General features: G+C 61.9%; 22 protein-coding genes and 1 tRNA gene. 17 read left to right on the top strand and 6 right to left on the bottom strand.

Going from position 1 to position 21,295, the window contains the following annotated elements; translation table 11 throughout:
* Nucleotides 1–19: 19 nt before the first annotated feature.
* Nucleotides 20–904 carry an RHS repeat-associated core domain-containing protein gene (locus HU719_RS11185; protein WP_186535061.1) on the bottom strand — a complete coding sequence of 295 codons (885 nt, stop codon included), beginning with the start codon at nt 902–904 and terminating at the stop codon, nt 20–22.
* A 105-nt stretch (nt 905–1,009) separates the two neighbouring features.
* Entirely contained in the window at nt 1,010–1,987 is a 978-nt protein-coding gene (locus HU719_RS11180; protein WP_186535062.1) for an RHS repeat-associated core domain-containing protein, read from the bottom strand.
* A 305-nt stretch (nt 1,988–2,292) separates the two neighbouring features.
* On the opposite strand from HU719_RS11180, the gene HU719_RS11175 reads away from it, so the two are divergent.
* The 17 genes from HU719_RS11175 to HU719_RS11095 all read left to right on the top strand — a co-directional run bounded on the left by HU719_RS11175 (nt 2,293) and on the right by HU719_RS11095 (nt 19,281).
* The gene (locus HU719_RS11175) at nt 2,293–3,381 is read left to right on the top strand and encodes an efflux RND transporter periplasmic adaptor subunit (RefSeq protein ID WP_186521538.1); all 1,089 of its coding nucleotides are present in this window, start codon (nt 2,293–2,295) and stop codon (nt 3,379–3,381) included.
* The gene (locus HU719_RS11170; RefSeq protein ID WP_186535063.1) at nt 3,378–4,445 is read left to right on the top strand and encodes an efflux RND transporter periplasmic adaptor subunit; all 1,068 of its coding nucleotides are present in this window, start codon (nt 3,378–3,380) and stop codon (nt 4,443–4,445) included. The genes HU719_RS11175 and HU719_RS11170 overlap by 4 nt, the downstream gene beginning before the upstream one ends.
* The gene (locus HU719_RS11165; protein WP_186535064.1) at nt 4,442–7,507 is read left to right on the top strand and encodes an efflux RND transporter permease subunit; all 3,066 of its coding nucleotides are present in this window, start codon (nt 4,442–4,444) and stop codon (nt 7,505–7,507) included. The genes HU719_RS11170 and HU719_RS11165 overlap by 4 nt, the downstream gene beginning before the upstream one ends.
* A gap of 270 nt (nt 7,508–7,777) precedes the next feature.
* A complete protein-coding gene (gene oscA / locus HU719_RS11160) occupies nt 7,778–7,960 on the top strand; it encodes a sulfur starvation response protein OscA (RefSeq protein WP_003248957.1) in 183 nt (60 codons plus the stop codon).
* A 47-nt stretch (nt 7,961–8,007) separates the two neighbouring features.
* Nucleotides 8,008–9,015 carry a sulfate ABC transporter substrate-binding protein gene (locus tag HU719_RS11155; RefSeq protein WP_186535065.1) on the top strand — a complete coding sequence of 336 codons (1,008 nt, stop codon included), beginning with the start codon at nt 8,008–8,010 and terminating at the stop codon, nt 9,013–9,015.
* 185 nt (nt 9,016–9,200) lie between these two features.
* Complete coding sequence (gene cysT / locus HU719_RS11150; protein ID WP_186519420.1) at nt 9,201–10,019, top strand: sulfate ABC transporter permease subunit CysT; 819 nt, start codon at nt 9,201–9,203, stop codon at nt 10,017–10,019.
* A gap of 13 nt (nt 10,020–10,032) precedes the next feature.
* Nucleotides 10,033–10,905, top strand: coding sequence for a sulfate ABC transporter permease subunit CysW (gene cysW / locus HU719_RS11145; protein WP_186519422.1), 873 nt, complete (start codon nt 10,033–10,035; stop codon nt 10,903–10,905).
* Between the two features lie 3 nt (nt 10,906–10,908).
* Complete coding sequence (locus HU719_RS11140; RefSeq protein WP_186519424.1) at nt 10,909–11,898, top strand: sulfate/molybdate ABC transporter ATP-binding protein; 990 nt, start codon at nt 10,909–10,911, stop codon at nt 11,896–11,898.
* Nucleotides 11,899–12,282: 384 nt separating this feature from the next.
* On the top strand, nt 12,283–13,068 hold the full coding sequence (locus HU719_RS11135) for an energy transducer TonB (RefSeq protein ID WP_186519426.1): 786 nt from the start codon (nt 12,283–12,285) through the stop codon (nt 13,066–13,068).
* Between the two features lie 32 nt (nt 13,069–13,100).
* Nucleotides 13,101–13,823, top strand: coding sequence for a MotA/TolQ/ExbB proton channel family protein (locus tag HU719_RS11130; protein ID WP_186535066.1), 723 nt, complete (start codon nt 13,101–13,103; stop codon nt 13,821–13,823).
* Nucleotide 13,824: 1 nt separating this feature from the next.
* A complete protein-coding gene (locus HU719_RS11125; protein WP_186535067.1) occupies nt 13,825–14,226 on the top strand; it encodes an ExbD/TolR family protein in 402 nt (133 codons plus the stop codon).
* A gap of 279 nt (nt 14,227–14,505) precedes the next feature.
* Nucleotides 14,506–15,087, top strand: coding sequence for an alpha/beta hydrolase (locus tag HU719_RS11120; protein ID WP_186535068.1), 582 nt, complete (start codon nt 14,506–14,508; stop codon nt 15,085–15,087).
* Nucleotides 15,088–15,142: 55 nt separating this feature from the next.
* Nucleotides 15,143–16,081, top strand: coding sequence for a sigma 54-interacting transcriptional regulator (locus tag HU719_RS11115; protein WP_186519434.1), 939 nt, complete (start codon nt 15,143–15,145; stop codon nt 16,079–16,081).
* 306 nt (nt 16,082–16,387) lie between these two features.
* Nucleotides 16,388–17,173: a MetQ/NlpA family ABC transporter substrate-binding protein gene (locus tag HU719_RS11110; protein WP_186519436.1), complete on the top strand. Its 786-nt coding sequence runs from the start codon at nt 16,388–16,390 to the stop codon at nt 17,171–17,173.
* 398 nt (nt 17,174–17,571) lie between these two features.
* A complete protein-coding gene (locus HU719_RS11105) occupies nt 17,572–18,204 on the top strand; it encodes a LysE family transporter (RefSeq protein WP_186519438.1) in 633 nt (210 codons plus the stop codon).
* Between the two features lie 127 nt (nt 18,205–18,331).
* Nucleotides 18,332–18,574, top strand: coding sequence for a DUF2789 domain-containing protein (locus HU719_RS11100; protein WP_186519440.1), 243 nt, complete (start codon nt 18,332–18,334; stop codon nt 18,572–18,574).
* Nucleotides 18,575–18,642: 68 nt separating this feature from the next.
* On the top strand, nt 18,643–19,281 hold the full coding sequence (locus HU719_RS11095; RefSeq protein WP_186519442.1) for an NADH:ubiquinone oxidoreductase subunit N: 639 nt from the start codon (nt 18,643–18,645) through the stop codon (nt 19,279–19,281).
* Between the two features lie 7 nt (nt 19,282–19,288).
* On the opposite strand, the gene HU719_RS11090 is transcribed toward HU719_RS11095, so the two are convergent.
* The 4 genes from HU719_RS11090 to HU719_RS11075 form a co-directional block, all read right to left on the bottom strand.
* The gene (locus tag HU719_RS11090; protein WP_186535069.1) at nt 19,289–19,726 is read right to left on the bottom strand and encodes a CBS domain-containing protein; all 438 of its coding nucleotides are present in this window, start codon (nt 19,724–19,726) and stop codon (nt 19,289–19,291) included.
* Between the two features lie 171 nt (nt 19,727–19,897).
* Complete coding sequence (locus HU719_RS11085) at nt 19,898–20,356, bottom strand: DUF805 domain-containing protein (RefSeq protein WP_186519513.1); 459 nt, start codon at nt 20,354–20,356, stop codon at nt 19,898–19,900.
* A gap of 25 nt (nt 20,357–20,381) precedes the next feature.
* Complete coding sequence (locus HU719_RS11080) at nt 20,382–20,735, bottom strand: DUF4190 domain-containing protein (RefSeq protein WP_186519515.1); 354 nt, start codon at nt 20,733–20,735, stop codon at nt 20,382–20,384.
* A gap of 245 nt (nt 20,736–20,980) precedes the next feature.
* A tRNA-Arg gene (locus HU719_RS11075) sits at nt 20,981–21,057 on the bottom strand.
* Nucleotides 21,058–21,295 lie beyond the last annotated feature (238 nt).

Below are 21,295 nucleotides of genomic sequence, written 5' to 3'. Positions count from 1 at the left end.
CCGGCTCATCTGCGAGGTTTCAAACAGCGCTGTTCGGTGTTGGGCCGCTTTCGGTTTGACGAATGTTGGTCGCTTTTCGTTCTACTCCACCTGACGCAGCCGTCTGCGCAGGGGGAGCAGGCGTTTGGGATGAAGTGGTGCTCTGGATAGGTTCTCTCACTGTGGGAGGAACGCCATTTCCTTGTACGCTTGGCTGCGCTCCAGCGGAATTGAGCGTAGCTGAACCCCTGCTGGCCCTTGAGCGGGGTGTGGCATGCGCACCGAAGTTAAGCCTTCTGTTCACGAGGGCTTGTTGCCCTAATAGTGGGGTCGTAAAGATGGCGACAGCTGCTATGACCCCGAGGGCTATTTTTGCTGCATCGGGCTTCACAAGGAACGCCGCCACGATCGCCGCCACGGCTGTCACTGCAGAGGTTATAGCGAAGTACCCCGCAAGCCCGAACCCGGCGAAGTGACCTGATGGGTCAACCTTGTTTACCGGGTCCCCGGCGCAGTATACATAAGCATTCACTCCGCCTCGTTCAAATGGGCTCAGGCTGTCAGGGCTGATGAACCTCATGAGGACGGGGTTGAACAGCCGATAGCCATTACCTAGCAAGTAACAACCGGTGGCCACATCCAGCGGCTCCCCGTTGAACGCCAGGGGGTTGTGCAACGCGTCGCGGGCCAGGAACTCGCCATAGGCGGTGTAACGGCGTTGCTCGTTATCTTCTAGCCCACACAGGGTAGTGACGGTATTGCTACAGTTCACCGCTAAGAGTAAACGGCTGGCCTTTGCACCTGTGTTTAGTTGCGCCAAGAGGCCAGTGGGGTGCTGAAAAATCGTGCGCGTTGACAATTCGTTCTGCTGAGTAAACACACGCCCGTTCTGGTAAAAACAAGCTGATCTTTCTGACGCTGCCATGGCGCCCTCCTGATGTTCACCTTCGGAACCCTGTCCCTATCCGGTCGTAGGCTCGCGAGTGCGCGATGGGCGGGAGCAAACTCACCCGACAGGCCCGCTCCGAACTCAAAACCCTCGCATTTCGCTAGCTGTGGATGACACGCTTCTGGCTGTGGATGACACGCCTGTTGAAGACGATCGCCTCTGGGCATACGTACTCATCTCATAGCCAGTATTCGATGACCCGCTTGTTGAAGCCAATTGCCGCGTGCGGGCCATAGCCTCCTCGTAGCTAGGAGGCGACGACGCTGCATTTAATACTGTGGCATCCGTGATTGAGGGGGGTGTGCGAACAGCCTCTTCGTAACTTGGTGGTGGGTCGTTAAATTGGTTGCTTGTACGGCTATTTGAATTCAATGAATTTAGGTTTCGTCTGCGTATCGAAAGCGTTGCACGGCGTGCAAGGCCTGCAGCGCTTATAGCAATAATACCTAAACCCAAAGCGGCAGCACTTACCGTCTGAAGCGCTTTTTTAGCGTCTTCAGACTTTACGAAACTTGCCAAAGCGACCGTGATTGTTGATGTTATGCCTGCGATTAATGCGATTGCACCGGCGACGTGGTTTACTCTCTGAGCCAATAGGAAACTAATGTGGCCTGAAGGATCAACGTAATTGGTCGGATCTCCCGCGCAGTAGGCATAAGCATTCACCCCGCCTCGCTCAAACGGGCTCAAGCTATCAGGACTGATGAATCTCATGAGAACGGGGTTAAACAGGCGATAGCCATTGCCTAGAAAGTAACAGCCGGTGGCCAAATCCAGCGGCTCACCATTAAATGCCATGGGGTTGTGCGACGTGTTGCGGGCCAGGTGCTGGCCATATGCAGTGTAACTACGATGCTCATTATCATTTGGACCACACAGCGTTGCGACGGTGTTGCTGTTATTTACGGCTACGAGTGAATGGCCGGCCTTTGTCCCAGCGTTAATCTGCGCCAAGAGGCCAGTGGGGTGCTGAAAAATCGTGCGCGTTGACAATTCGTTCTGCTGAGTAAACACACGCCCGTTCTGGTAGAAACAAGCTGATCTTTTTGACGCTGCCATGGCGCCCTCCTGATGTTCACCGTCGGAACCCTGTCCATATCCGGCCGTAGTCGGTAAAGCGTTCGTATTGCACCCATGCTGCTAGAGCCGGTGTAGAACGGCTACTGGCAAAAATACTAGGTTCCGTATGAAGGGTTCTGACGTGCTTGCCAATCAAGGCCGTTCCCACAGGCCCTGATAATGCGGCAGATGCAGTGCCGTCATCCCGCTTCGCTTTCTTGAACCTGTTTCCCCTTTCGTTTGTCGATCCCTGATCTACGCTTTCATCGCGTCCTACAAACCATTCGTAGATGCAAGGAGCCTGCATGACGGTAACGCGTGCGCCGATGGTTGTTTGCCTGGGGCTGTTGTCACTGCTTGCAGGCTGTGGAGAAGAAAAGGTCCCCGAGGAGCTGCCACGGGTGGTGGTCCAGCAGGTGCAACCCACCGACTTTGCCGCGCGGGTGACGCTCACCGGCGATGTGCAGGCGCGGGTGCAGACTGACCTTTCGTTCCGTGTGGGCGGCAAGATCGTCTCGCGCAGCGTCGATGTGGGCGACCACGTCAAGGCCAATCAGGTGCTGGCGCGGCTCGACCCGAAAGACCTGCAGAACAACGTCGATTCGGCCAAGGCCGCAGTGTTCGCCGAGCAGGCACGGGTCACCCAGACCAGCGCCGCCTTTGTGCGCCAGCAAAAACTGCTGCCCAAGGGCTATACCAGCCAGAGCGAATACGATGCAGCCCAGGCCGCGCTGCGCAGCAGCCAGAGCGCACTCAAGGCGGCCCAGGCGCAGTTGGCCAATGCCAATGAGCAACTGAGCTACACCGCGCTGGTGTCGGAGGCTGACGGGGTGATTACCGCGCGCCAGGCCGAGGTGGGCCAGGTGGTGCAGGCGACCATGCCGATCTTCAGCCTGGCAGTGGATGGCGATCGCGACGCGGTGTTCAACGTCTATGAGGCGCTGCTGGTCAGCCCGCCCAGCAACGAAGGCGTAGTGGTCAGCCTGCTCGACGACGCCAGCGTCACGGCCCATGGCTATGTGCGCGAGATTACCCCGACGGTGTCGGCGCAAAGCGGCACCGTGCAGGTCAAGGTGGCGCTGCGCAATGTGCCGTCGGGCATGCAACTGGGCTCTGCGGTAACCGTCACCAGCAACGCGCAGAGCCGCCCCAGCATCGAGCTGCCCTGGGCGGCGCTGACCAAGGCGCTGCACGAACCTGCCGTGTGGGTGGTGGGCGAGGGTGACAAGGTCGAGCTGCGCAAGGTGCAGGTGGCGCGTTACCTGACCGGCAAGGTGGTCATCGCCCAAGGCATCAAGGGCGGCGAAACCGTGGTGGTCGGCGGCGCCCAACTGCTGCACCCGGGCATGAAAGTGGAAAAGGTCACAGCGCAGAGCGCCGGAGGCAAGCCATGAGCCGCCTGATCCTGCTGTTGCCCGCCGCGCTGTTGCTGGCTGCTTGCGGCAGTGAAAAAGAGCAGGCCGCGCCGGTGCGCCCGGTGCTGTCGGTGGTGGTGCAGCCCCAGGTGCAATCGCAGCTGGGGCGCTTCGCCGGGTCTATCCAGGCGCGCTACGAGAGTACCCTGGGCTTTCGCGTGTCCGGGCGCATTGCCCGGCGCTGGCTGGATGTTGGCGCTCAGGTGAAACCAGGCGACACCCTTGCCACCCTTGACCCGACCGACCAGCAGAACCAGTTGCGCGCCGCCGAAGGCGACCTGGCCAGGGTGCAGGCGCAGTGGATCAACGCCCAGGCCGATGCCCGCCGCCAGCAGCAGTTGTATGACCGTGGTGTGGGCGCCCAGGCCCAGCTGGACATCGCCCGGACCAACCTGAAAACCACCGGGGCGTCGCTGGAGCAGGCCCGCGCCGCGGTCAGCCAGGCCCGCGACCAGCTCGACTACAGCACCTTGCGCACCGACCATGCCGCCGTGGTGACCGCCTGGCAGGCCGAGGCCGGGCAGACGGTCAGTGCCGGCCAGGCCGTGGTCACCCTGGCGCGGCCCGATATCAAGGAAGCCGTCATCGACTTGCCGACCCATCTGGCCGAGCAGTTGAGCGAAGGCCTGGCCTTCACCGTCTCCCTGCAACTCGACCCCAGCATCAATACCAGCGCCACCCTGCGCGAGCTGGAGCCGCAGGCCGACGCCACCACCCGCACGCGGCGGGCGCGGCTGTCGCTGGACAGCACGCCGGACACCTTCCACCTCGGCACCGCCGTGAGCGTCACCCTGACCTCCGAGGTGACCCCGCGCAGCGAGTTGCCGCTGACCGCGCTGCTGGAGCGCGACGGCAAGACCCAGGTGTGGGTGGTGGACCCGCAGACCAAGACCGTCGCCACCCGCGACGTGCTGCTGATCGACCGCGATGGGGAGCGCATCGTCCTGTCTTCAGGCGTACAGCCAGGCGAGCGCGTGGTTACCGCAGGGGTCAACCTGCTCAAGCCTGGCCAGAAGGTCACATTCGATGGGGACGTGCGATGAAAGGAAGCTTCAACCTCTCCGAATGGGCGCTGCGCCATCAGTCGTTCGTCTGGTACTTGATGGCGGTCAGCCTGCTGATGGGCGTGTTCTCCTACTTGAACCTGGGCCGTGAAGAGGACCCCTCGTTCACCATCAAGACCATGGTGATCCAGAGCCGCTGGCCCGGCGCGACCCAGGACGAAACGCTGCTGCAGGTCACCGACCGTATCGAGAAGAAGCTCGAGGAACTCGACTCGCTCGACTATGTGAAAAGCTACACCCGCCCCGGCGAATCCACGGTCTACGTGTACTTGCGCGACACCACCAAGGCCAAGGACATCCCGCAGATCTGGTACCAGGTGCGCAAGAAGATCCAGGACATCAGCGGGCAGTTCCCCAAAGGCCTGCAAGGCCCGGCGTTCAACGATGAATTCGGCGATGTGTATGGCTCGATCTACGGCTTTACCGCCGACGGCCTGACAATGCGCCAGTTGCGCGACTACGTGGAGCAGGTGCGTGCTGAAGTGCGCGATGTGCCCAACATCGGCAAGATCGAGCTGGTCGGCACCCAGGACGAGGTGCTGTACCTGAATTTCTCGACCCGCAAGCTGGCAGCCCTCGGTATCGACCAAGGCCAGGTGATGCAGGCTTTGCAGGCGCAGAACGCGGTTACGCCTGCCGGGGTGATCGAGGCGGGGCCCGAGCGCATTTCGGTGCGCACCAGCGGCCAGTTCGCCTCGGAAAAAGACCTGGTCAACGTCAACCTGCGCATCAAGGATCGGTTTTTCCGCCTGGCCGACATTGCCGATATCGAGCGTGGCTACGCCGACCCGCCATCACCGATGTTCCGCTACAACGGCCAGACCGCCATCGGCCTTGCCATTGGCATGAAAGCCGGCGGCAATATGCAGGTGTTTGGCCAACTGCTGCGTGAGCGCATGGACAAGGTCACCGCTGACCTGCCGGTGGGCGTTGAGGTCCACACCGTGTCTGACCAGGCGGTGGTGGTCAAACAGGCGGTCGGTGGCTTTACCAGCGCGCTGTTCGAGGCGGTGGTGATCGTGCTGGTGGTGAGCTTCGTCAGCCTCGGCTGGCGCGCCGGGCTGGTAGTCGCGTGCTCGATCCCGCTGGTGCTGGCCATGGTGTTCGTATTCATGGAGTACACCGACATCACCATGCAGCGTATTTCGCTCGGCGCGCTGATCATCGCCCTGGGGTTGTTGGTGGATGACGCGATGATCACCGTGGAGGTGATGGTCACGCGGCTGGAAATGGGGGACAGCAAGGAACAGGCGGCCACCTTTGCCTATACCTCGACCGCGTTCCCGATGCTCACCGGCACCTTGGTGACGGTGGCGGGGTTCGTGCCCATCGGCCTCAACGCAAGCTCGGCGGGGGAGTACACCTTCACGCTGTTCGCGGTCATTGCCGTGGCCTTGCTGGTGTCGTGGGTGGTGGCGGTATTTTTTGCCCCGGTACTGGGTGTGCACTTGCTTAACAGCAACAAGCTCAAGGCCCACGATGCCGAGCCCGGGCGGATAGGGCGGGGCTTCGAACATGGCTTGCTGTGGTGCATGCGCCACCGCTGGATAACGGTCGTCGGCACCATTCTGCTGTTCGTGCTGTCGGTGGTGGGCATGCGTTTTGTGCAAAACCAGTTCTTCCCCTCGTCGGACCGGCCAGAAATCCTGGTCGACCTGAACCTGCCGCAAAACGCCTCCATCGAAGAGACCCGCAAGGTGGTAGACCGCTTCGAGGCTACCTTGAAGGGCGACCCGGATATCGTCAGTTGGAGCACCTACATTGGCCAAGGCGCGCTGCGCTTCTACCTGCCGCTGGACCAGCAACTGCAAAACCCCTATTACGCCCAGTTGGTCATCGTCAGCCAAGGCCTTGAGGTGCGTGGCGAGCTGATGGCGCGGCTGCAGGAGCGCCTGCGCAAAGACTTCGTCGGCATCGGCACCAATGTCCAGTCGCTGGAAATGGGCCCGCCCGTGGGCCGGCCTATCCAGTACCGGGTCAGCGGCAAGGACATCGACCAGGTCCGCGCCCATGCCATCGATCTTGCCACCTTGCTCGACAGCAACCCCAACATTGGTGAGATGATTTTTGACTGGAACGAGCCAGGCAAGGTGCTGCGCGTGGAGATTGCCCAGGACAAGGCGCGCCAGCTGGGGTTGTCGTCCGAGGATGTGGCCAATGTGATGAACAGCATCGTCAGCGGCGTACCGATTACCCAGGTCAACGACAACATCTACCTGATCAACGTGGTCGCCCGCGCCGAGGACAGCGAACGCGGCTCGCCCGACACGCTGCAGAACCTGCAGATTGTCAGCCCCAGCGGCGCCTCGATTCCGCTGCTGGCGTTCGCCACGGTGCGCTACGAGCTGGAGCAGCCGCTGGTGTGGCGACGTGACCGCAAACCGACCATCACCCTGAAGGCATCGGTTAACGGCGACATCCAGCCTACCGACCTGGTGGCCCAACTGAAGCCGAAGATCGACGAGTTTGCCGCTGCGCTGCCGGTTGGCTATGAAGTGGCGACCGGCGGCACGGTGGAGGAGAGCGCCAAGGCCCAAGGCCCGATCCGCCAGGTGGTGCCGCTGATGATCTTCCTGATGGCCACCTTCCTGATGATCCAGCTGCACAGCGTGCAGAAGCTGTTCCTGGTGGTCAGCGTGGCGCCGCTGGGGCTGATCGGTGTGGTGCTGGCGCTGGTGCCGACCGGCACGCCGATGGGCTTTGTGGCGATTCTCGGGGTGCTTGCGCTGATCGGCATCATCATCCGCAACTCGGTGATTCTGGTGACCCAGATCGACGAGTTCGAGGCCCAGGGCTTTGCCCCGTGGGATGCGGTGGTGGAGGCGACCAATCACCGCCGCCGGCCGATCCTGCTGACGGCAGCCGCTGCGAGCCTGGGCATGATCCCGATTGCCCGCGAGGTGTTCTGGGGGCCGATGGCCTACGCCATGATTGGCGGCATCATCAGTGCAACGCTGCTGACGCTGCTGTTCCTGCCGGCGCTGTATGTGGCCTGGTACAAGATTCGCGAGCCGGAACATAAACCTGAAGCGCACCACTGACCCTTGTAGGAGCGGCCTTGTGTCGCGAAAGGGCTGCGCAGCGGCCCCAGGTTCTTGCCATCATGCAAAATTGCCGGGGCTGCTGCGCAGCCCTTTCGCGACACAAGGCCGCTCCTACAGAGGGTCTGAGGTGAAATGTAAAAGTGGTTATATAAACATTCTTAAACAGTATTTTTAAGAATAACCGCGCCTCACTACTATTGCCCTCAAGCCAGGCGCAAATCCCCTTCGAACCCATGCCCGGCACCCTTATTCACCAGGAGAACGAGCATGAGTGCATCTCTGCGTAGCATTGATGGTCAGGACGAAGCCACCATTTTGCGTGAAATCCAGAGCGCCCTGCGCGACCTGCGCTTTGGCGCGGTAGAGATCACCGTGCACAACGCCCAGGTGGTGCAGATCGAGCGCAAAGAGAAGTTCCGCCTGCAACAGCCCGGCAACAAGCCCGGCTGAACCGCACTACCCAACTAATTAGAAAAATGCCAATCGGGAGCTTCACCATGTCCATCCGCCGTTATGCGCTCGCCGCTCTGGCCAGTGCCGTTTTTGCCGGTTCCGCCATCGCCAAGGACTACGAACTGCTGAACGTGTCCTACGACCCTACCCGCGAGCTGTACCAGCAGTACAACGCCGAGTTCATCAAGCACTGGCAGCAGAGCCACCCGGACGACAACGTGAAGATCCAGCAGTCCCACGGCGGTTCGGGCAAGCAAGGCCGGGCGGTCATCGACGGCCTGCGCGCCGACGTCGTGACCCTGGCACTGGCCGGTGACATCGACGAAATCGCCAAGCTCGGCAAGACCCTGCCAGAGAACTGGCAGACCCGCCTGCCGGACGCCAGCACCCCGTACACCTCGACCATCGTGTTCCTGGTGCGCAAGGGCAACCCGAAAGGCATCAAGGACTGGGGCGACCTGGTCAAGAAAGACGTTTCGGTCATCACTCCCAACCCGAAAACCTCCGGCGGTGCGCGCTGGAACTTCCTCGCCGCCTGGGCCTATGGCCTGAAGGCCGGTGGTAGCGAAGCCAAGGCCAAAGAGTATGTGCAGGAGCTGTTCAAGCATGTCCCCGTGCTGGACACCGGCGCCCGTGGCTCGACCATCACCTTCGTCAACAACGGCCAGGGCGACGTGTTGCTGGCCTGGGAAAACGAAGCCTTCCTGGCGCTGAAAGAAGACGGCGGCGCCGACAAGTTCGAAATTGTCGTGCCTTCGCTGTCGATCCTGGCCGAGCCGCCAGTGGCCGTGGTGGACAAGAACGCCGAGAAGAAGGGCAACACCGAGATTGCCACCGAGTACCTCAAGCACCTGTACAGCCCGGCTGGGCAGAAGATTGCCGCCGAGAACTTCTACCGCCCGCGTGATGCGAAAGTGGCTGCCGAGTTTGGCAAGCAGTTCCCCAAACTGGACCTGGTGACCATCGACAAAGACTTCGGCGGCTGGAAGACTGCGCAGCCGAAGTTCTTCAATGACGGCGGTGTGTTCGACCAGATTTATCAGGCACAGTAAGTCCAAGGAAAAGCGGGGGCCGCTTTGCGGCCCTTTCGCGGCACAAGGCCGCTCCTACAGGGCATCGCGTGCTTTTGTAGGAGCGGCCTTGTGCCGCGAAAGGGCTGCAACGCAGCCCCAGGATTCACAAGCCTGCACCGGCCCGGCATAACCGCCGGGCCTCGTGCGTTCAACCAGGGACCTTTATGTCACGTCGCATTTCCCCCGTCATACCCGGCTTCGGGCTGACGCTGGGCTACACCTTGGTGTACCTCAGCCTGATCGTGCTGATACCGCTGGCGGCCATGTTCATCCATGCCTCGCAGCTGACCTGGGAGCAGTTCTGGACCATCATCAGTGCACCGCGTGTCATTGCGGCCCTGAAGCTGAGTTTCGGTACCGCCCTGTTCGCCGCCATCATCAATGGTGTGATCGGCACCCTGCTGGCCTGGGTGCTGGTGCGCTACACCTTCCCAGGGCGCAAGATCATCGACGCGATGATCGACCTGCCGTTCGCCTTGCCCACCGCGGTTGCCGGTATCGCCCTGACGGCCTTGTACGCGCCCTCGGGCTGGGTCGGCCAGTTCGCCACCGACCTTGGCTTCAAGATCGCCTACACCCCGCTGGGCATCACCTTGGCGCTGACCTTCGTGACCCTGCCGTTCGTGGTGCGCACGGTGCAGCCGGTGCTGGCCGATATCCCGCGTGAGGTGGAGGAGGCCGCCGCCTGCCTGGGCGCCAAGCCGTTGCAGGTGTTCCGCCATGTGCTGGCGCCGGCGCTGCTACCGGCCTGGCTGACCGGTTTTGCCCTGGCGTTCGCCCGTGGGGTCGGTGAGTACGGTTCGGTGATTTTCATCGCCGGCAACATGCCCATGAAGACCGAGATTCTGCCGCTGCTGATCATGGTCAAGCTCGACCAGTACGACTACACCGGCGCCACCGCCATCGGCGTTCTGATGCTGGTGGTTTCCTTCATCCTGCTGCTGCTGATCAACCTGTTGCAGCGGCGCATCGAAACCCCATGAAGGAGGCCGGTTAATGTCTTCATCAACTCTTGGCGCCAGCGCCGCCGCCAATGCAGCCCGGCGCGGCAGTGCCACCTCGCGCCGCGTGCTGATCACCCTCGGCTGGGTCGTGTTCGCGCTGTTTTTGCTGCTGCCGCTGGTGATCGTGGTGTCGCAGGCATTGAAGAACGGCTTCGGTACGTTCTTTGAGGCCATCTTCGAAGCCGACGCATTGTCGGCGCTCAAGCTCACCTTGCTCGCCGTAGCGATTTCGGTGCCGCTGAACCTTGTGTTCGGGGTGTCCGCCGCCTGGTGCGTGAGCAAATACACCTTCCGTGGCAAGAGCATCCTGGTGACCCTGATCGACCTGCCGTTCTCGGTATCGCCGGTGATCGCGGGCCTGGTCTACGTGCTGATGTTCGGTGCCCAAGGCCTGTTCGGGCCGTGGCTGCAGGACCACGATATCCAGATCGTCTTCGCCCTGCCGGGCATTGTGCTTGCGACCATCTTCGTCACCGTGCCATTCGTGGCGCGTGAACTGATCCCGCTGATGCAGGAACAGGGCACACAGGAGGAAGAGGCCGCGCGCCTGCTGGGCGCCAATGGCTGGCAGATGTTCTGGCACGTGACCCTGCCCAACATCAAGTGGGGCCTGATTTACGGCGTGGTGCTGTGTACCGCGCGGGCCATGGGCGAGTTCGGCGCGGTGTCGGTGGTGTCCGGGCATATCCGCGGCGTCACCAATACCTTGCCGCTGCACGTGGAGATTCTCTACAACGAGTACAACCACGTCGCCGCCTTCAGTGTGGCCAGCCTGTTGCTGATCCTGGCGCTCTTCATCCTGCTGCTCAAGCAGTGGAGCGAGAACCGTATTAACCGCCTGCGCCACAGCGCCGCGGAGGAATGAGTCATGTCGATCGAAGTTCGTAATGTCAGCAAGCGCTTCAACAGCTTCCAGGCCCTGAACAACATCAACCTGGATATCAACAGCGGTGAACTGGTGGCGCTGCTGGGCCCGTCCGGCTGCGGCAAGACCACCCTGCTGCGCATCATCGCCGGCCTGGAAACCCCGGACGATGGCAGCATCGTGTTCCATGGCGAGGATGTTTCCGGCCACGATGTGCGTGATCGCAACGTCGGCTTTGTGTTCCAGCACTATGCGTTGTTCCGCCACATGAGCGTGTTCGACAACGTAGCCTTCGGCCTGCGCATGAAGCCCAAGGGCGAGCGCCCGAGCGAAAGCAAGATTGCCGAGAAAGTGCATGAACTGCTGAACATGGTCCAGCTCGACTGGCTGTCCGACCGTTACCCCGAGCAGTTGTCCGGTGGCCAGCGCCAGCGCATCGCCCTGGCCCGCGCCTTGGCGGTCGAGCCCAAGGTGCTGCTGCTCGATGAGCCGTTTGGTGCGCTGGATGCCAAGGTGCGTAAAGAGCTGCGCCGCTGGCTGGCGCGCCTGCACGAGGACATCAACCTGACCTCGGTGTTCGTGACCCACGACCAGGAAGAAGCCATGGAAGTGGCGGACCGTATCGTGGTGATGAACAAGGGGGTGATCGAGCAGATCGGCTCGCCCGGCGAGGTGTATGAGAAGCCGGCCAACGACTTCGTCTATCACTTCCTGGGCGACTCCAACCGTTTCGCCCTGAGCGAGGGCAACCATGTGTTGTTCCGCCCGCATGAGGTGTCGCTGTCACGCCACGAAACCGAAGGCCACCACGCCGCCGAAGTGCGTGACATCCGCCCGTTGGGCGCGACCACGCGGGTGACGCTGAAGGTGGAAGGGCAGAGCGAGCTGATCGAAGCCGAAGTGGTCAAGGACCACGATAGCCTGGCCGGGCTGGCGCGGGGCGAGACATTGTTCTTCCGGCCGAAGGTTTGGCAGAAGGTGGCGGATATCTGAGCTGCTGTTTGCTGAGTGGAACCCGGGCCTGGTCCCGGGTTTTTTTATGCCTGATGAATGGCCGGGCTGCTTTGCAGCCCTTTCGCGGCACGAGGCCGCTCCTACAGGGGGCCGCGTAACCCTGTAGGAGCGGCCTTGTGTCGCGAACGAGGCCGCAGCCCTCGCGGCAATTCGATGCCTTGCACGAATATTTCTCATGCTCACAAGGCATTGACGGGTTAATACCTCCCCACACCCCCCGAAATACGCGGGCTTGAGCCATTCGCCAAAAAACAATATGAATAATTGTTATAACGTTAACTTCAAACATTACTTCAAAGCATAAGCCTCGACCCCCGATGATTCAGCCACACACCTGAATCCAGCCCACAGGGAGTTGAGCAAATGGGTAATGTCCAGACGGCCGTCAGAGCCTTCGACCAGCCATGGCACCCGGCAGCGGGTGAACTGGTCGAGCTCGGACGCACGCCACGCCTGCCGCTGGGCCAACTGCGTCTGCAACGCACGCCAGCAAGCGGCCTCAAGCGCCGCGACAAACTGGTGTTGGGCTTGCTGGTGCTGGCCTTGCATGGCGCCGCCGCCTACTGGGTCAGCCAAACGCCGACAGCAGCGCTGCCGATTGTACCGCCGCAGATTCCCCCCATGACCATCGAGTTCGCCGCGCCTGCGCCGCCCGTTGTCGAGCCGCCGCCACCCGCGCCTGCACCCCCTGTGGTCGAGCCTCCAGCACCGGTGATCGATGAGCTGGCGGCAAAGCCCAAGCCGAAGGCCAAGCCCGTGACCAAGCCTGTGGTCAAGGCCAAACCCGAGCCGAAACCCGTACCCACGCCTGTCCAGGCGCCAACCCCTGCGCCGGTCGCGGCCCCTGCGCCACCCGCACCGGCCCCGGTCACGCCGCCGTCGGCCAATGCCGCTTACCTGAAGAACCCGGCGCCGGAGTACCCGCAGATGGCTCAGCGCCGTGGCTGGGAAGGCACTGTGCTGCTGCGGGTCGAGGTGCTGCCAAGCGGCAAGCCGGGGCAGATTCAGGTCCAGCAAAGCAGCGGCCGCGATGCCCTCGACGCCGCCGCGCTGGCAGCGGTCAAGCGCTGGAGTTTTGTCCCGGCCAAGCAGGGCGATGTCGCGCAGGCCGGCTGGGTCAGCGTACCGATCGATTTCAAGCTTCGTTAACTTTGCGAGCGCATACATAGGAAGGACTACCCATGAGCCTGTTGGCATCCCCCCTCGAATCCGTTGAAAGCACCGTCATCTGGCTGCTGGTTGGCTTTTCCGTGGCCACTTGGGCGCTGGCGCTGGTCAAGGCCGTGCAGTTCGGCCGGTTGAAAAACCAGGACAAGCGCTTCCACAAACAGTTCTGGGCGGCTTCCAGCCTGGATTCGGCCGCCGAGATCAGCCACCAGCAACCAGGCCCGGCCGCCCGCGTGGCACAGGCCGGCTACGCGGCCATCGCCGTGGGCGAGCCCGGCCTGGCGAACGACCTGAGCCATGCCATCAACCATCAGGACCGCCTCGAGCGTGCCCTGCGCCAGCAGATCGTGCGTGAGCGCCGCTCGCTTGAAACCGGCCTGGCGGTGGTTGCCAGTATTGGCAGCACGTCGCCCTTCATCGGCCTGTTCGGCACCGTGTGGGGCATCATGGAAGCGCTCAAGGGCATCAGCGCGGCTGGCTCGGCCAGCCTCGAAACGGTGGCCGGCCCGATTGGCGCAGCGTTGGTGGCGACGGGGGTGGGGATCGCCGTCGCGGTGCCTGCGGTGCTGGTCTACAACTACTTCCTGCGGCGCCTGAAGCTCACCGCTGCCGACCTGGATGACTTTGCCCACGATTTCTACAGCCTGGCGCAGAAGAGTGCCTTCCGTGTGCTGGTACACCCGGCTGTGCAGCGCACGCACAGCGGTTTCACCCAGCCTGTGCAGGAGGCTTCCTGAGATGGCCTTCTCGACCCAGGACAGCGATGAAGTGTTGAGTGAAATCAACGTCACGCCGTTGGTGGACGTCATGCTGGTGCTGCTGGTGGTATTCATCGTCACGGCGCCGCTGTTGACCAACGCGATCCCGATCAACCTGCCCAAGACCGAGGCCGTGGCCCCGGTCGAGCAGAAGGACCCGCTGGTGGTGAGCATCGATGGCAGCGGCCAGTTGTTCATCAATAAAGAGCAGATCCAGCCCGACCAGCTTGAGAGCAACCTCAAGACGGCCAAGAGCAAAGACACCGAACTGCGCGTGCAATTGCAGGCCGATGATGGCGTGAACTACGGCGAAGTCGCGCGCGCGATGGCAGCCATCGAACGTGCCGGCATCAGCAAGCTGGCGGTCATCACCGCCCGCTGACGCGGGAGCGGCAAGCTGCAAGAGACAGCAGACCGCGTGCGCCTGCTCGGCAGTGACTTTCTTCAGGCAAGTGCTTACGGACCATTTTCCTTGGCAGGGGATGGTCCTTTTTTTTTTAGCTGCAAGCTGAAAGAAAGATCCGATGCGCCGCAGCGGCTGCTTCTTGTAGTTTGCAGCTTAAAACTTACAGTTATTAACAAATAGCTTCTTATTCCTTTACGCATATATCAACCTCCCTATACTTGCACCCCAAGCACGCAAACTTTCGGAGGCGTCCCCATGCGCAATGAGTCGATTCGTTACCTGATTGTGCCGGGCTGGCAAGGATCGCCAGACAACCATTGGCAAAGCCACTGGCAGCGGACACTGCCCAACAGCGCACGGGTCGAGCAGCGCGACTGGCTGACACCGCAAAAACACGATTGGGTGCAAGCGCTGGAGCAGGCTATCGCCGCCGAGCGCTCGCCGGTCATCCTGATTGCCCACAGCCTGGGCTGCATCACCGTCGCCCACTGGGCTGCACAGGCAAGCCCCGCGCTGCTGCGCCGGGTACGCGGTGCGCTGTTGGTGGCGCCGGCTGATGTTGAACGCCCAGCCTGCGCGCAAGCGCTGCGCAACTTTGCGCCGATTCCACTGCAGGGCCTGCCGTTTCCAAGCCAGGTGGTCAGCTCGGACAACGACCCGGCGGTGAGCGTGCCGCGTGCGCTGCACCTGGCCCGCGCCTGGGGCGCTGAGGCCGGGCTGCTGGCCAATGCCGGGCATATCAACGTCAAGTCAGGCCACCAGCGCTGGGAGCAGGGCTTCGCTTACCTGTTCCGCCTGCAGGCCCGTGTCGACCAGCGCGCGCTGCGCCGCGCCTGACGCCATCAACCGCTTGCCTTGAACCCCGGCTGGGTGGCCGGGGCGGGAGTATTCCATGACGTTTCATGCCCCATTCGGCCAGCCGCTGCTGACCTTTCCCGAACTGGACAAAAGCCCGCTGAGCATTCGCGCCAAGGCGCTGGTGTTTGTCGACCCGCGCTCCCAGGCGCTGCGCCAGGCCCTTGAACGCCTGGCGCCACAGCCGTTGCCGGTGCTCATCCGCGGCGAGTCCGGCACCGGCAAGGAGCTGCTGGCGCGGCAAATCCATCGGGCCAGCGACCGTGCGGGGCTGTTCGTTTCGGTCAACTGCGCGGCCATCAGCCCGACCTACGCCGACGCCGAGCTGTTCGGCTACAGCGCCGGCAGCCAGGGCGGCACCGCCAGCAGTCGTGCAGGCTGGTTCGGCTCGGCCAATGGCGGCACGTTGTACCTGGACGAAATCGCCGACCTGCCGCTGGCCATTCAGGGCAAGTTGCTGGCAGCGCTGGAAAACCGCGAGGTGACACGGGTCGGTGCCAGCCATCCACAGCCGGTGGACGTGCGTCTGGTGGCCGCTTCCAGTATTGACCTGGCATTGGCGGTGCAAGCCGGGCGCTTCAACGAGCGGCTATACCACTATTTGCATGAGGGCGAGCTGGAGCTGCCGGCACTGCGGGAGCGGGTCGGCGATATCCTGCCCTTGGCCGAGTACTTCGTCGGCATCTACAGCGTGCGCCTGGGCCGCCCCTTGCCGCTGATCAGCGAAGCCGCCCAGCAGGCGCTGGAGGCCCATGCCTGGCCTGGGAATACCCGCGAGCTTGAGAACGTTATCCACTTTGCGTTGCTGGTCAGCGATGGCGAGGAAATCCTCCCCGAGCACCTCGACCTGCCCGACCGTAAGCCGCTCGACTCGCTGGCGCGCACCCTCGGGCAACTGGCCCGCAGCCGCGAAACCCAGACTGTCGCCGAGCTGCGCCAGTTGCTGCTAAACACCCTGCAAACCCTAGACCTGTAGGAGCGGCCTTGTGCCGCGAAAGGGCTGCGCAGCGGCCCCAGAATCTCGGTTTCATGCAAAATTGCTGGGGCGCGCTGCGCAGCCCTTTCGCGACGCAAGGCCGCTCCTGCGCGGGGTTAATCGTCAGTGGGGCGGGCTCATAAGCAAAGCAATTGATGGCAATTTGCTTTTGGAATAAGCAGCTACGTAAAAGATATTGTTACGGAATAAAAATTACCGGTATCGTCCGCTTCACGCTCACCCGCGAGGGTGGGCCCCGACCTAGCCGCCATCTGCGATGGCCCAGCATTCAGAACAAGGATCACCATGAAAAAAACACTGCTGACCACCGCCCTGGCCGCTGCCCTGTCGTTTGCCGGGCTGGCCTCTGCTGCCGAAAAACTGGTGGTTGCTGCTACCCCGGTGCCGCACGCTGAAATTCTTGAGCTGATCAAGCCGACCCTGGCCAAAGAAGGCGTCGACCTTGAGATCAAAGTCTTCACCGATTACGTGCAGCCCAACGTGCAGGTCGACCAGAAGCGCCTGGACGCCAACTACTTCCAGACCCTGCCGTACCTGCAAAGCTTCAACGAAGGCAAAGGCACCCACCTGGAAACCGTGATCGGCGTGCACGTCGAACCCTTCGGTGGCTACTCGAAGAAGGTCAAGAACCTGGCTGACCTGAAGGAAGGCGCTACCGTTGCCATCCCCAACGAAGGTAGCAACAGCGGCCGCGCCCTGCTGCTGCTGCAGAAGGCTGGCCTGATCACCCTGAAAGACCCGAAAAACGCCTTGGCTACCCCGAAAGACATCGCCGAGAACCCGAAAAAGCTCAAGTTCCGTGAGCTGGAATCGGCCATGCTGCCGCGCGTGCTGGACCAGGTCGACCTGGACATGATCAACACCAACTATGCGCTGGAAGCCGGCCTGAACCCGGCCAAGGATGCCCTGCTGATCGAAGGCAGCGACTCGCCTTACGTAAACTTCCTGGTTGCCCGCCCGGACAACAAGAACAGCGACGCCATCCAGAAGCTGGCCAAGGCCCTGACCAGCCCTGAAGTGAAAGCCTTCATCGCCAAGAAATACCAAGGCGCGGTACTGCCGGCGTTCTGATCCGGCCCTTTGCGCTGTGGGAGGTTCCATGGTTTTGCGTAAGCCTGCACTGGCCTCATCGCAGGCTGTCGCCAGCTCTCATAGAACAAACGCTAACTATCTGATTTACATGGATAACGTGGGAGCGGGCTTGCCCCGCGATAGCGATAGCACTGCCAACATCGCATCGCGGGGCAAGCCCGCTCCCACGGTGCCCAGCTCTCTGCGCGACAGCGCAGCCCGGAAGGGCTAGGTGATCTCCCACAGTGAACTTGCCCTGCCTTGGTATAGGGGCTGACCCAGACCCTGTGGGGGCTGGCGATAGCCTGCTACGAGGCCACCGCGCAGAAATCACTGGTCATCTTTTCACCGAAACCTTAGCTTAACGTTTTGCAACATTCGTTCGAGCGAGGTGTGTGATGTCGATGGAAACCTGGTTGGCTTTCTTTGCCGCGTGCTGGGTCATCAGCCTGTCGCCGGGGGCCGGTGCGATTGCCTCGATGTCCAGCGGGCTGCGTTATGGTTTCTGGCGCGGTTACTGGAATGCCCTGGGTTTGCAACTGGGCCTGATCGTGCAGATCGCGATCATCGCCGCCGGCGTCGGCGCCATCCTGGCGGCCTCCGCCACCGCGTTTCACGCCATCAAGTGGTTCGGCGTGGCCTATCTGGTCTACCTCGCCTACAAGCAATGGCGCGCCCTGCCCATGGATATGAGCGACGACGTCGCTGTGCGGCCCATCGGCAAGCCGTTGAGCCTGGTGTTCCGCGGGTTTCTGGTCAACGTCAGCAACCCCAAGGCACTGGTATTCATGCTCGCGGTGCTGCCGCAGTTCATCAACCCGCACGCGCCGCTGCTGATGCAGTACGTCATGATCGCCGTGACCATGGTCAGCGTCGACATGCTGGTCATGGCCGGCTACACCGGGCTTGCCTCCAAGGTGCTGCGCCTGCTGCGCACGCCCAAGCAGCAAACGCGGGTCAACCGCACCTTTGCCGGGTTGTTCATCGGTGCTGCGACTTTCCTCGCTACGCTGCGCCGCGCACCGCTCTGAACCGGCGCGCGGCGCATCGGGTTGAGTCTTGGCCAGCTGGGTGCTGTCTACCTGAAGGCGGGTGATTACCAGCACCTGCCCGCTATCGCCACCATGCCAGCCAGCCTGGCTCGACAGGAGACTACCCATGGACGCCCCGATCCATCCGTTTTCCGAGATTTTCAAGCAACTTGGCCTGGAAGATGACCCGGTCGAGATCGAACGTTTCATCGCCACTCACTCACCCCTGCCTGACGATGTAAAGCTGGTCGATGCCTGGTTCTGGAGCGACGCCCAGCGCGCATTCCTGAAAGAAGCCTACATTGCCGACGCCGATTGGATACCGATGATCGACCAACTCAACGAGGCCCTGCACGCCAGCAAGAAATAAGCGCCGAGCGGCACCTGTTGGGTGAACGGGCCGTTGCTATGCTCAGGAAAACAATAGGGGATGGCGCGATGAAAGATCCCTACGCACCAGGCTTCTGGTGCACCGTGACGATCCTGGGCACCCTGACCACCGGTTATTACTACGGCATCCGGCACACCCAGCACATGAACCACGCCGTGCAGTTTCTGTACGCTGCCGCCGCTGTTACCGCAGCGGTGGCGCTGTGCGGGCTGACGTGGATCGCCTGGCAATACCTGCACCTGAACCGCCGCGAAGTGGCCCAGGGCCGCACGTTGTTGACCATCTGGAACACAAAGGTGGCGCTGCGCCGGGTCGAAACGGTATTCGACCGCTATTTCTGGGGCAGCTACTGGCATTCCGGGCGCACCTTCGAAGAGGTGATGGGCGAGCTAAAGGGCACGCCGCTGGAGCAGAGCCTGGATGCACTCAAGCGCCAATGCCGCGAGCTTGACCGCGAAATCCACGATCACCACCACCACTGGCTGGCCAATGCCCGCGACCTGTCGAGCGTGGCTACCGCCATGGCCCGGGAGCGCTACCAGTTGGACCTTGGTGACGCGCCGGTACGGGCGGGGGGCAACACGGCGCTGCTCAACCGCGACCTGGAGGTACTGGTTTACACCTGGTCGGCGCGGCTACGCAGTTTCGATCATCAGCTCGACGAACTGGAACGTGGCTACCACTGAGCTGGGCTCATTCGCCGCGGATGTACTGCTCCAGTTGCGCGATCAGGCTGGCTTGCTCGGCGATGGTTTCCTTGACCAGGTCGCCAATCGACAGCAGCCCCAGCAGGACGCCGTTGCTGACCACGGGCAGGTGGCGCAGGTGGCGGTTGGTCATGAGGTTCATGCAGTACTCAAGGTTCTGCTTGGGCTCAACGGTGACCACTGGCGAACTCATGATCTCGCGTACCGGCGTTGCCGCCGAAGAGCGGCCCTTGAGCACCAGCTTGCGGGCGTAGTCACGTTCGCTGACGATGCCGACCACCTGGTTGTCTTCCACCACCGGTAGCGCGCCGACGTTTTTATCAGCCAGCATCCGCAGGGCATCGAGGACCGAGTCATCGGGGCTGATGGTGTAGACGGTCTGGTGCTGGGCTTTGGCTTTGAGGATTTGCTCGACGTTCTTCATACAGGCCTCGGTGGGTGGAAAACGCGATGTGTCGGATTAAATAAAGCATCCGGCACCGCGCTCTGCACGGCAATGCAGGAAACGGCATGGAGCCGATTGAAAAACGTCATGAGGCGGGATTTTCTGCGGGCATGAAAAAGGCGGCCCGCAGGCCGCCTTTTCCAGTTTCGCTTACAGGCCTTTAGGGTTCGGGCCGAAGCGGTTGTTGCCTGGGGTGCTGTCCTGGCACAGGAACACCAGGTTGACGATCGGCACCAGCAGCCACCAGCCGCTGCGGTCGGTGTCGTGCAGGCGGCGTACGCCGACGGCGATGGCCGGGATCATCACGGCCAGGCTGAACAGCATGTTGATAAAGCCAGCCATGCCCAAGGTGCCTTCAATGAAGCTGATGGCCAAGCCGATCAGGTTGATGACCAGGGTAAACAGCCAGTATTCCTTGCGGCGGGCACGGCCGCTGAAGGTGGCGTACTGCTTCATTACGGTGAAGAACACGTTGCCGAAGGTAATGTTGGCAACGTCGCCTTTGATACCAGGCGCCGCGCCGGCATTGCCGTTTTGGGTCGCGCCGCAACCTGGGCAGCTGACGGCCGATTGATGGATCTGTTTGGCGCAGCCACGGCAGAACACCATGCTCATTTGTTTTCCCTCACATTAGTTAGCTGGCTGATAGGCCGATTAGGCACAGCAGCGAAATGACTGCCATGACGACGCCGGCGATGGCCATGCCATTGCCGGGCTTTTTCTGGTTGATGCTGATGATGCCCATGATCAGGCCGGTGCCTGCGAACAGGCCGAGGCCGGCCATGGTATCCATGTCCCACTCGCTGTCATCGAACAGCGCGAGCGTGCAGAGGATGCCCAGGCACAGGGAAACGATCGCCAGCCACGCCGAGCCGCCGCTGGCAGGCCCTGCGTTGGACGTTGCGAATTGAGGGGCGCCGCACTGGGGGCAGGTAGGTGCTGATTCGTGCAGCTGTTTGGCACAGCCGCGGCAATAGACCATCGCCATCGCAAGTCCTTCTTGGCGTTCGTCGAACGCATCCATGTTCGTATAAAAGGCTGCCGGAGCCGGCAGCGGCGCAGAGGTTACCAAACATTTCGCAAGTGGCGAAACAGTGGCGTCAGAAAAGATGTGCGCTGTGAACGGCGTCACCCTGTGCCGCTTGGGGCCTCATACGCAGCCCGCAGTAACGAAAAAGCCCCATCAGGCGTACCTGATGGGGCTTGGTCTGTCGCGATGCTCGCGAGAATTCATGGCGCACTCGGCGGGATTCGAACCCACGACCCCTGCCTTCGGAGGGCAGTACTCTATCCAGCTGAGCTACGAGTGCAACGGGGCGCATGATACCGGTCTGGACCGAGGACGTCCATCGCCTTGATCTGTAGCTGTTTTTACCTGTCGGACGGCAACGTGGCGCACGCTTGGCCGGCGATTTCAGACGGGGTGTTCAACCATTCGTTCTTTTTTTCGAACAGGCTATTGTCCAACCCCCCAGCACCCGCTTAGCATTCCGTTTGAGATTTCAAACGCTCAGCCGCCAGGCGTCGAACACCCTGGTGCACGAATTC

This window comes from Pseudomonas farsensis (genome assembly GCF_014268805.2).
Lineage (GTDB): Bacteria > Pseudomonadota > Gammaproteobacteria > Pseudomonadales > Pseudomonadaceae > Aquipseudomonas > Aquipseudomonas farsensis.
This window is presented reverse-complemented; position numbering and strand designations above follow the sequence as displayed.